Here is a 9382-nt window from a genome sequence, read left to right as displayed (position 1 = left end):
CGCTAGCAGAATCTGCTCGCGAAGCTGGTCTGAAATTCTAAGGTAGGGTTGGAAGATGGCTAAAGAACAACAAGTTCAAGCGAATGATTTGCAAGAAAAATTAATCGCCGTTAACCGTGTTTCTAAGACGGTTAAAGGTGGTCGAATCATGAGCTTCACTGCACTAACTGTGGTTGGTGACGGTAATGGTCGTGTAGGTTTCGGTTACGGCAAAGCTCGTGAAGTACCTGCTGCGATTCAAAAAGCAATGGAAAAAGCACGTCGTAACATGGTTACTATCGCGCTTAACGAAGGCACTCTTCACCATCCAGTGAAAGGTCGCCACTCGGGCTCTAAAGTTTACATGCAGCCAGCTGCAGAAGGTACGGGTGTTATCGCCGGTGGTGCGATGCGTTCAGTACTTGAAGTTGCTGGTGTACATAACGTTTTATCTAAAGCATACGGTTCAACAAACCCTATTAATATCGTTCGTGCAACGATCGACGCTTTAGTTGACGTTAAGTCACCTGAAATGGTTGCAGCTAAACGTGGTCTAACTGTTGAAGCGATTTCGGAGTAAGAACACATGGCAACTATTAAAGTAACTCAAACTAAAAGCTCAATTGGTCGCCTGCCAAAGCATAAAGCTACTTTGCGCGGTTTAGGTCTTCGTAAAATCAACCATACAGTGGAACTTGAAGATACAGCGTGTGTACGCGGTATGATCAACAAGGTTCACTACATGGTTAAAGTTGAGGAGTAATCATAATGTTTTTGAATACTCTATCGCCGGCTGCGGGTTCTAAGCCTTCTAAGAAGCGTTTAGGTCGTGGTATCGGTTCTGGCCTTGGTAAAACAGGTGGCCGTGGCCACAAAGGTCAAAAGTCACGTTCTGGCGGCAGCGTTCGTCCAGGTTTTGAAGGCGGTCAAATGCCTCTGAAACAGCGTCTACCAAAATTCGGTTTCACTTCTCGCAAGAGCCTAGTGAGTGCAGAAGTTCGTCTAGCTGAGCTAGCGAAAGTAACCGGTGACGTTATTGATCTTAACAGCTTGAAAGCAGCAAACGTTGTGACTAAAAACATTGAGTTTGCAAAAATTGTTCTTTCTGGCGAGATCAACAAAGCAGTGACTGTTAAAGGTCTACGCGTGACGAAAGGCGCTAAAGCTGCAATCGAAGCTGCAGGCGGTAAAATCGAGGAATAATCTCGAGGATTGAGGTACAGATGGCTAAGAAACCAGGACAAGATTTTCGCAGTGCTCAGAGCGGCTTAGGTGAGTTAAAGTCGCGCTTATTATTCGTAATTGGTGCACTTTTAGTATTCCGAGCGGGCTCTTTTGTGCCGATCCCTGGTATTGACGCAGCTGTACTTGCCGATTTGTTCGAACAGCAAAAAGGCACCATCATTGAAATGTTTAACATGTTCTCTGGTGGTGCTCTTGAGCGTGCATCTATATTCGCACTGGGCATCATGCCGTATATTTCGGCTTCGATTGTTGTCCAGTTGTTGACTGTAGTTCATCCAGCGTTAGCCGAGCTCAAGAAAGAGGGTGAAGCAGGCCGTCGTAAGATTAGCCAATATACACGCTACGGCACGCTTGTACTTGCAACATTCCAAGCAATAGGTATTGCAACAGGTTTACCAAATATGGTCAATAATCTGGTCGTTATCGACCAAACCATGTTTACCCTGATTGCGACCGTGAGTTTAGTAACCGGTACCATGTTCTTAATGTGGTTAGGTGAACAAATTACAGAGCGAGGAATTGGGAATGGTATTTCCATTTTGATATTTGCAGGTATTGTTGCTGGTTTGCCAAAAGCAATCGGACAAACGATAGAGCAAGCGCGTCAAGGTGAACTGCATGTGCTTCTTCTACTGTTAATTGCAGTATTGGCTTTTGCTGTTATCTATTTCGTTGTTTTCATGGAGCGTGGTCAGCGTCGTATCGTCGTTAATTACGCGAAGCGTCAGCAAGGACGTAAGGTATTTGCAGCACAAAGCACACACTTGCCGTTGAAAATCAACATGGCTGGTGTGATTCCTGCAATTTTTGCATCAAGTATTATTTTGTTCCCTGGAACATTGGCACAGTGGTTTGGTCAAAATGGTGAAAGTAAGACATTCGGTTGGTTAACTGATGTCTCTTTGGCTTTAAGTCCAGGCCAACCCCTGTACGTAATGCTTTATGCAGCAGCAATTATTTTCTTCTGTTTCTTTTATACCGCGTTGGTGTTTAACCCACGTGAAACAGCAGATAACCTGAAGAAGTCTGGTGCATTCGTACCCGGTATCCGCCCAGGTGAGCAGACTGCAAAATACATCGATAAAGTAATGACACGGTTAACCTTAGCCGGTGCTTTGTACATTACCTTTATCTGTCTGATCCCTGAGTTCATGATGGTCGCATGGAACGTACGTTTCTATTTCGGCGGTACATCATTACTGATTGTCGTTGTGGTGATCATGGACTTTATGGCACAGGTACAGACTCATTTGATGTCAAATCAATATGATTCTGTGTTGAAAAAGGCAAATTTAAAAGGCTATGGCCGTTAATATGGCCGCCATTTAAGTTAGATTTACGGAGTTTAGCAATGAAAGTTCGTGCTTCCGTTAAAAAAATCTGCCGTAACTGTAAAGTTATCAAGCGTAACGGTGTTGTTCGCGTGATTTGCAGTGAGCCAAAGCATAAGCAGCGCCAAGGCTAATAAGCAGAAATTTTTACTTGAAAATTAAAGGTTGGTCGAGTATATTCCTCGGCCTACCTTTTGCGTGCAAAAGAAGTAGTATCCCGCAGCGTATCCTCGACGGGCTTTGCTGCGGATAATTCTTTATAGAAAGTACTAGGAGTGCATAGTGGCCCGTATAGCAGGCATTAACATTCCTGATCAAAAACATGCTGTAATCGCTCTAACTGCAATTTACGGTATTGGTAAAACCCGCTCTCAAGCTATTCTAGCTGATGTGGGTATTGCTGAAAGTGTTAAGATCAGTGAACTAACTGAAGAGCAGATCGATCAACTGCGTGATGGTGTAGCTAAATACACTGTAGAGGGTGATCTACGTCGTGAAGTTTCCATGAACATTAAGCGTCTAATGGACCTTGGCTGTTATCGTGGTCTTCGTCATCGTCGCAGTCTACCACTACGTGGACAGCGTACTAAAACCAATGCTCGCACCCGTAAGGGTCCGCGTAAGCCGATCAAGAAATAGTCGGGAAGGGTAGAGTACAATGGCTAAACAACCAACACGCGCTCGTAAGCGCGTACGCAAGCAAGTTGCTGATGGCGTAGCGCATATCCACGCATCTTTCAACAACACAATCGTAACCATCACTGACCGTCAAGGTAACGCATTAGCTTGGGCTACTGCTGGTGGTTCAGGTTTCCGCGGTTCTCGTAAATCAACACCGTTCGCTGCACAGGTTGCTGCTGAGCGTTGTGCTGAAATGGCTAAAGAATATGGCCTAAAGAACCTTGAGGTTATGGTTAAGGGTCCAGGTCCAGGTCGTGAGTCTACTGTTCGCGCACTGAACGCTGCTGGTTTCCGTATCACAAACATCGTTGATGCGACACCAATCCCTCATAACGGTTGTCGTCCACCTAAGAAACGTCGCGTTTAACGTTTCTGGGAACATTGGAGAAAGATCATGGCAAGATATTTGGGTCCTAAGCTGAAGCTTAGCCGCCGCGAAGGTACTGACTTGTTCCTTAAGTCGGGCGTTCGTGCGATTGATACCAAGTGTAAAATCGATAACGCACCAGGTGTACACGGCGCTCGTCGCGGTCGTCTATCTGAGTATGGCGTTCAGCTTCGTGAGAAGCAAAAAGTTCGTCGTATCTATGGCGTTCTAGAAAAGCAATTCCGTAACTACTACAAAGAAGCTGCTCGCCTGAAAGGCAACACAGGTGAAAACCTACTTCAGCTTCTTGAAGGTCGTCTAGACAATGTCGTTTATCGTATGGGCTTCGGTGCAACTCGCGCAGAAGCACGTCAGCTAGTTAGCCACAAAGCTATCCTAGTAAACGGTAACGTTGTAAACGTACCTTCTTTCAATGTTGCGGCTAACGACGTTGTTGCAATCCGTGAGAAAGCGAAAAAGCAATCTCGCATTAAAGCAGCTCTTGAAGTTGCAGAACAACGCGAAAAACCAACTTGGATTGAAGTAGATGCAAGCCAGATGGAAGGTACATTCAAGCGTTTGCCTGAACGTTCTGATCTATCAGCTGACATCAACGAACAATTGATCGTCGAGCTTTACTCTAAGTAAGGTTTAAACTAAAGAGAGGACACAATGCAGGGTTCTGTAACAGAATTTCTTAAGCCACGTCTTGTTGATATCGAACAGATTAGCACGACACACGCAAAAGTAACTCTTGAGCCATTAGAGCGTGGTTTCGGCCATACTCTTGGTAATGCACTTCGCCGAATTCTTCTATCTTCTATGCCGGGTTGTGCCGTAACAGAGGTAGAAATTGAAGGCGTACTTCATGAGTACAGCACTAAAGAAGGCGTTCAGGAAGATATCCTAGAGATACTCCTTAACCTGAAAGGGCTGGCAGTTCGCTTAGGCGAAAATAAAGATGAAGTGTTCATTACATTAAACAAATCAGGCTCGGGCCCTGTGGTTGCAGGTGACATCACCCATGACGGTGATGTAGAGATCGTAAACCCTGAACACGTTATTTGTCACCTAACCAGTGATAACGCTGAAATCGCTATGCGTATTAAAGTTGAACGTGGTCGTGGTTATGTTCCTGCTTCTGCTCGTATTCATACCGAAGAAGATGAACGTCCTATCGGTCGTTTGCTTGTTGATGCAACATTTAGCCCGGTAGACAAAATTGCCTACTCGGTTGATGCTGCTCGTGTTGAGCAACGTACTGACTTGGACAAGCTCGTTATCGATATGGAAACGAACGGTACTCTAGAACCTGAGGAAGCTATCCGCCGAGCAGCAACGATTCTTGCTGAACAGTTGGATGCGTTCGTAGATCTTCGCGATGTACGTGTTCCTGAGGAGAAGGAAGAGAAGCCTGAATTCGATCCGATCCTACTGCGTCCTGTAGACGATCTTGAACTAACAGTTCGCTCTGCTAACTGTCTGAAAGCAGAAGCGATTCACTACATCGGTGATCTAGTACAGCGCACTGAGGTTGAGCTACTGAAAACGCCTAACCTTGGTAAGAAATCTCTTACTGAGATCAAAGACGTGCTTGCATCACGTGGCTTGTCTCTGGGCATGCGCCTAGAAAACTGGCCACCAGCGTCTATCGCTGAAGATTAATCGATATTAGTTAGAAGGATTTGGTCATGCGCCATCGTAAGAGTGGTCGTCAACTCAACCGCAACAGCAGTCATCGCAAAGCGATGTTCAGCAACATGGCTAGCTCTTTAGTACGTCATGAAGTTATCAAGACTACTTTGCCAAAAGCGAAAGAGCTGCGTCGCGTCGTTGAGCCTTTGATTACATTAGCTAAGACTGACAGTGTTGCTAACCGTCGTCTAGCATTTGCACGTACTCGTGATAACGAAGTTGTTGCAAAATTATTTAACGAACTTGGTCCACGTTTTGCTGCTCGTCAGGGTGGTTACACGCGTATCCTAAAAGCTGGCTTCCGTGCTGGTGATAAAGCTCCAATGGCTTACATTGAGCTTGTTGATCGCCCAGCTGCTGAAGAAGCTGCTGAGTAATCAGTTCGCGAATAAAAAGCCGAGCATTACGCTCGGCTTTTTTATTGATATTTGCTAGCCGTATATTATGAAACTTTAATATCTGGCTTTGCGATCACGTCGTAATATGTTTTAGTCCTTTTTCTTTCACTATTTTTTCTTGATTACGCCTTGATCTGTCTAATATGACTTGGTGGTGTTTAAATCGAGAGGAAGCGATATTTTCTCAATTGCATAAAAAAGCGGCGCTTATTAGCACCGCTGACATTAGAATAATGAATTGCTTTTGATTACAGAATATCTAGTAACTCAACTTCAAATACTAGAGCAGCAAAAGGTGGAATTGCTGCACCAGCACCACGCTCGCCATAAGCAAGGTCGTGCGGAACATATAATTTCCATTTTGAGCCGACAGGCATCAGTTGCAGTGCTTCAACCCAGCCTTTAATCACGCCTGTTACTGGGAATTCGGCAGGTTGGCCACGAGTAACTGAACTATCGAATACCGTACCATCAGTCAGTTCACCATGGTAGTGTACGCGAACGGATTTATCAGCACTTGGTATTTCGCCTGTCCCTACATTGATGATTTCATATTGTAGGCCAGATTCTAAGACAGTCACTTCTGGACGTAGCGCATTATCTTTTAAAAAACTATCCCCTTCTGCAGCGGCAATTTTGGCCGCTTCTTGGCGCGCTTCTTCCGCACGCATGTGAATAGTTTGTAGAGCTTGGTTAATTTCATCCACTTCAATTGCAGGCATTTCACCGACTAAAGCGGTAGCAATCCCCGCAGCGATCGCGTCTACATTTAAGCCTTCTAAGCCGCTTCCTGCTAGTTGCTGGCCCATTTGTAGACCAATGCCGTAGCTGGCTTTTTGCTCTACTGTTTCAAATTTTACGTCAGACATAAGTGTCACTCTTTGTCACAAAAAGAAAGCCGACAGAATACCAGTTTCAGCGTTTGGATGAAATGCTTGCCAGGAAAACAGATTAGAAAGGTGTTAAGGTGTGACTCAACGCAGGATCTAAGACGAAAAACTTCAAGATTGTGTCAACCTTTGGTAGAAGCAAGGTCATACTCTATACTCTTGGCTCGTGAGTTTTTATACTGTACCAAGCATTTGAGGGACGGATAGAAATGAATCGTCGACATAAGAAGAAAAAGCAAACGGATTACTTTGCATTGATGGTACGTCACTGGTCATCCATTAAGTTGAAAAGTAAATTTCAGCGTTTCGCCGCGCATAAAAATGTTAATCGCTCGCGAGCTTTGTGGCTGCGGCTACCTATTTATCACCAAAGGGCGTTAATGGTGCTCATTCCTTTGGTGGTCATTTTACTGGTTGCGCCATGGCCATCAAAAGAATCCCCTACTCAAAACGAACAACCTAAATTGACTCATCACCGGGTACCTGTCGCAGTGAATACTCAAGGGTTAAGTGAGCAGAATAAACCGCTCTCTGTACCAACCGCTGAAAAAGTTTGGCATGAGTATATTGTTCAGCGGGGGGATACATTATCACAAGTTTTTCGTAGCAATGATTTACCGATGTCAGATCTCAATGCATTGGTCAAGATTGAAGGCAGTGATAAGCCTCTTAGTCAGATTCAACAAGGCCAATTAATCCGCTTTAAACTTGCCAGTGATGGCCAACTCGATATTCTGCAAGTGGAAAAAAACAATCAGTCGGTTATGTTTTTCCGTTTGTCCGATGGCGATTTTGGGCGCAGTAAATAGTTTCTTGCTATGTTTGCTCGTTGCAATACTCGGACCGGTAAGAGTGGCAGTATAATCAGTGTGATGCCTAGCCAGGTGAGAGTATCAGGCATCTCGTTGAACCACCAAGCCCCCATTAATGCCACGAAGATTAACCCAGAATACTCTGCTAGTGCGATCTGGCTTGCTGGTGCGCGCTGGTAGGCGGCGACGGCTAATCCATTGTACGTCAATATCAGCAATGCGCTGCTTATCACCCAACCCAATTGTATCTGATCGATAGGTTGCCATTGCCATAACGCAAATGTACCAGAGCATGGTAACGAAAAAAGTGACGTCCACATGAGTGTCGTAATTACCGTTTGTTCGGCTGGAATTTGACGCGCTAAAATATTAAACAGTGCCAGTGTTATGGCGGTGCCCAGGGCAAACATTACTGCCCAATGGAATTGGCTAGGACGAATGACAACTAATACACCAATAAAGCCTAACACCGTCATGACTACTTTTCCGAGCCCAGGTTTTTCTTTCAGGAGAATAATTGACAGCGGGAGCATCAATAGGGGCGAAGCGTAAAATACGGCGTTGGCCGTTGCCAGTGGCAAATAGGTAACTGCCATCAGCATGCAACCACTCCCCATCAAGACTAGATGCCCGCGTAGTGCGGTGATACCAGGATTATGCAGCGCACGTTGTGCACGTGGTTGTCGCCACCATAGTGGTAAAATGACAGTAAAAGAAATGAATTGGCGTAAAAACATGTACTGAAATGGCCCGACATCACCATGAAGCATTTTAACGGAGACATCTGATAGGGATGCCGCTAGATTGCCGAGAATCAACAACCAAAGTGCTATACGATATGTATTCATTCGCTGCGTTTCATATCGATATGTAAAATGCCATCTTCGAGGTAGGGCTGTGATGTGGGTACAAATCCATATCGACAATAAAACTTCGCGAGGTATTGCTGCGCGCCGATTTCAATGGCTTGCTCTGGCCACAAGGCTTGGCATTGTTGCAGTGCTTGCGTGAGTAACAGGTGGCCAAGACCGTCACCGCGCACAGATGGATGAGTGGCTATGCGACCGATACTGACACTTGGATAACTAATACCGGGTGGTAACAGGCGCGCACAAGCGATCAGTTGTCCGTCACGATAGCCCAGTAGATGTTTGACGCCGGTAATCCTATCCTTGTTATCCAGTTCTGGATATGGACACGATTGCTCTACCACAAAAACATCAACCCGTAGTTTGAGTAGTTCATACAGTTGGTGATTATTAAGTTCTGCAAAAGAAAGCCATTGCCAAGTGACCATAGATTACTCCTTGAGATGATTTGCCATGCACTTTAGCAGGGCACTTGAGTCTCAACATTAACAAAGGTTAAGTTTTGCTAGAAAATTAAATCAATATTCACTGGTGCTGACGATTAAAATAATGATAATAGCTGCTCGCTTTTTCGTCTGACCTAAGGATACTCCTTTGAATCCATCATCTTTTGCTGTTTTGCATTTAAAGCCAGAACTGCTTTCTAACCTCGATACGATGGGGTTTACTCATATGACGCCCATTCAGGCTCAATCATTGCCAGCCATTCTCAACGGTCAAGATGTGATCGGTCAGGGGAAAACGGGTTCAGGAAAAACTGCTGCGTTTGGTCTGGGGGTGTTGCAGAATCTAAATGTTAAGCGCTTTCGGGTGCAAGCATTGGTACTGTGCCCAACCCGAGAATTGGCCGATCAAGTCGCGAGTGATATTCGCACTCTTGGACGCTCAATCCATAATATCAAAGTGTTAACACTATGTGGCGGTATGCCGATGGGCCCACAGATTGGTTCACTAGAGCATGGTGCGCATATTTTGGTCGGAACGCCGGGACGAATTTTGGATCACTTGAGCAAAGATCGTATCGATCTCAGTGAGCTCAATACCTTGGTGTTGGATGAAGCGGATCGCATGTTAGAAATGGGTTTCCAAGAAGCGCTGGAGGCGATCATTGCTGC

At 45.2% G+C, this 9382-nt stretch carries 15 protein-coding genes; 12 read left to right on the top strand and 3 right to left on the bottom strand.

Annotation, left to right across the window (positions count from 1 at the left end; translation table 11 throughout):
* The first annotated feature begins 55 nt into the window (after positions 1 to 55).
* The 10 genes from rpsE (at position 56) to rplQ (ending at position 5675) form a co-directional block, all read left to right on the top strand.
* Positions 56 to 559, top strand: a complete 504-nt coding sequence (gene rpsE, locus B7C60_RS03535; protein WP_078926680.1) for a 30S ribosomal protein S5 — start codon at positions 56 to 58, stop codon at positions 557 to 559.
* Positions 560 to 565: 6 nt separating this feature from the next.
* On the top strand, positions 566 to 742 hold the full coding sequence (gene rpmD / locus B7C60_RS03530; protein WP_078926679.1) for a 50S ribosomal protein L30: 177 nt from the start codon (positions 566 to 568) through the stop codon (positions 740 to 742).
* A 5-nt stretch (positions 743 to 747) separates the two neighbouring features.
* Positions 748 to 1182 (top strand): 50S ribosomal protein L15, encoded by a 435-nt coding sequence (rplO, locus tag B7C60_RS03525; RefSeq protein WP_099610464.1) that lies wholly within the window; start codon positions 748 to 750, stop codon positions 1180 to 1182.
* 20 nt (positions 1183 to 1202) lie between these two features.
* Positions 1203 to 2537, top strand: coding sequence for a preprotein translocase subunit SecY (gene secY, locus B7C60_RS03520; RefSeq protein WP_099610463.1), 1335 nt, complete (start codon positions 1203 to 1205; stop codon positions 2535 to 2537).
* Between the two features lie 38 nt (positions 2538 to 2575).
* Positions 2576 to 2689, top strand: coding sequence for a 50S ribosomal protein L36 (gene rpmJ, locus B7C60_RS03515; RefSeq protein WP_000868186.1), 114 nt, complete (start codon positions 2576 to 2578; stop codon positions 2687 to 2689).
* A 148-nt stretch (positions 2690 to 2837) separates the two neighbouring features.
* Positions 2838 to 3194: a 30S ribosomal protein S13 gene (rpsM, locus tag B7C60_RS03510; protein ID WP_099610462.1), complete on the top strand. Its 357-nt coding sequence runs from the start codon at positions 2838 to 2840 to the stop codon at positions 3192 to 3194.
* 19 nt (positions 3195 to 3213) lie between these two features.
* Positions 3214 to 3603 carry a 30S ribosomal protein S11 gene (gene rpsK, locus B7C60_RS03505; protein ID WP_001118870.1) on the top strand — a complete coding sequence of 130 codons (390 nt, stop codon included), beginning with the start codon at positions 3214 to 3216 and terminating at the stop codon, positions 3601 to 3603.
* 27 nt (positions 3604 to 3630) lie between these two features.
* On the top strand, positions 3631 to 4251 hold the full coding sequence (gene rpsD / locus B7C60_RS03500; protein ID WP_099610461.1) for a 30S ribosomal protein S4: 621 nt from the start codon (positions 3631 to 3633) through the stop codon (positions 4249 to 4251).
* 24 nt (positions 4252 to 4275) lie between these two features.
* A complete protein-coding gene (locus B7C60_RS03495; protein WP_078926675.1) occupies positions 4276 to 5268 on the top strand; it encodes a DNA-directed RNA polymerase subunit alpha in 993 nt (330 codons plus the stop codon).
* Positions 5269 to 5294: 26 nt separating this feature from the next.
* A complete protein-coding gene (rplQ, locus tag B7C60_RS03490) occupies positions 5295 to 5675 on the top strand; it encodes a 50S ribosomal protein L17 (protein ID WP_005383141.1) in 381 nt (126 codons plus the stop codon).
* Positions 5676 to 5944: 269 nt separating this feature from the next.
* Here the strand turns inward: rplQ and bamJ are convergent, their stop codons facing one another.
* Positions 5945 to 6565 carry a BamJ family beta-barrel-assembly machinery protein gene (bamJ, locus tag B7C60_RS03485; RefSeq protein WP_099610460.1) on the bottom strand — a complete coding sequence of 207 codons (621 nt, stop codon included), beginning with the start codon at positions 6563 to 6565 and terminating at the stop codon, positions 5945 to 5947.
* Positions 6566 to 6795: 230 nt separating this feature from the next.
* Here bamJ and B7C60_RS03480 point away from each other — a divergent pair, with 230 nt between their 5' ends.
* Positions 6796 to 7395, top strand: coding sequence for a LysM-like peptidoglycan-binding domain-containing protein (locus tag B7C60_RS03480; RefSeq protein ID WP_099610459.1), 600 nt, complete (start codon positions 6796 to 6798; stop codon positions 7393 to 7395).
* On the opposite strand, the gene B7C60_RS03475 is transcribed toward B7C60_RS03480, so the two are convergent.
* A complete protein-coding gene (locus B7C60_RS03475) occupies positions 7341 to 8246 on the bottom strand; it encodes a DMT family transporter (RefSeq protein ID WP_099610458.1) in 906 nt (301 codons plus the stop codon). The two genes, B7C60_RS03480 and B7C60_RS03475, sit on opposite strands and share 55 nt — an antisense overlap.
* Positions 8243 to 8695, bottom strand: a complete 453-nt coding sequence (locus tag B7C60_RS03470; protein ID WP_099610457.1) for a GNAT family N-acetyltransferase — start codon at positions 8693 to 8695, stop codon at positions 8243 to 8245. The genes B7C60_RS03475 and B7C60_RS03470 overlap by 4 nt, the downstream gene beginning before the upstream one ends.
* A 166-nt stretch (positions 8696 to 8861) precedes the next feature.
* Here B7C60_RS03470 and B7C60_RS17725 point away from each other — a divergent pair.
* On the top strand, positions 8862 to 9382 hold a 521-nt coding region (locus B7C60_RS17725; protein ID WP_245868488.1), incomplete at its 3' end, for a DEAD/DEAH box helicase.

This window comes from Vibrio fujianensis, from assembly GCF_002749895.1.
Classification (GTDB): Bacteria; Pseudomonadota; Gammaproteobacteria; order Enterobacterales; family Vibrionaceae; genus Vibrio; species Vibrio fujianensis.
The sequence above is the reverse complement of the archived record's forward strand: the minus strand, read 5'-3'. Positions and strand labels throughout refer to the sequence as shown.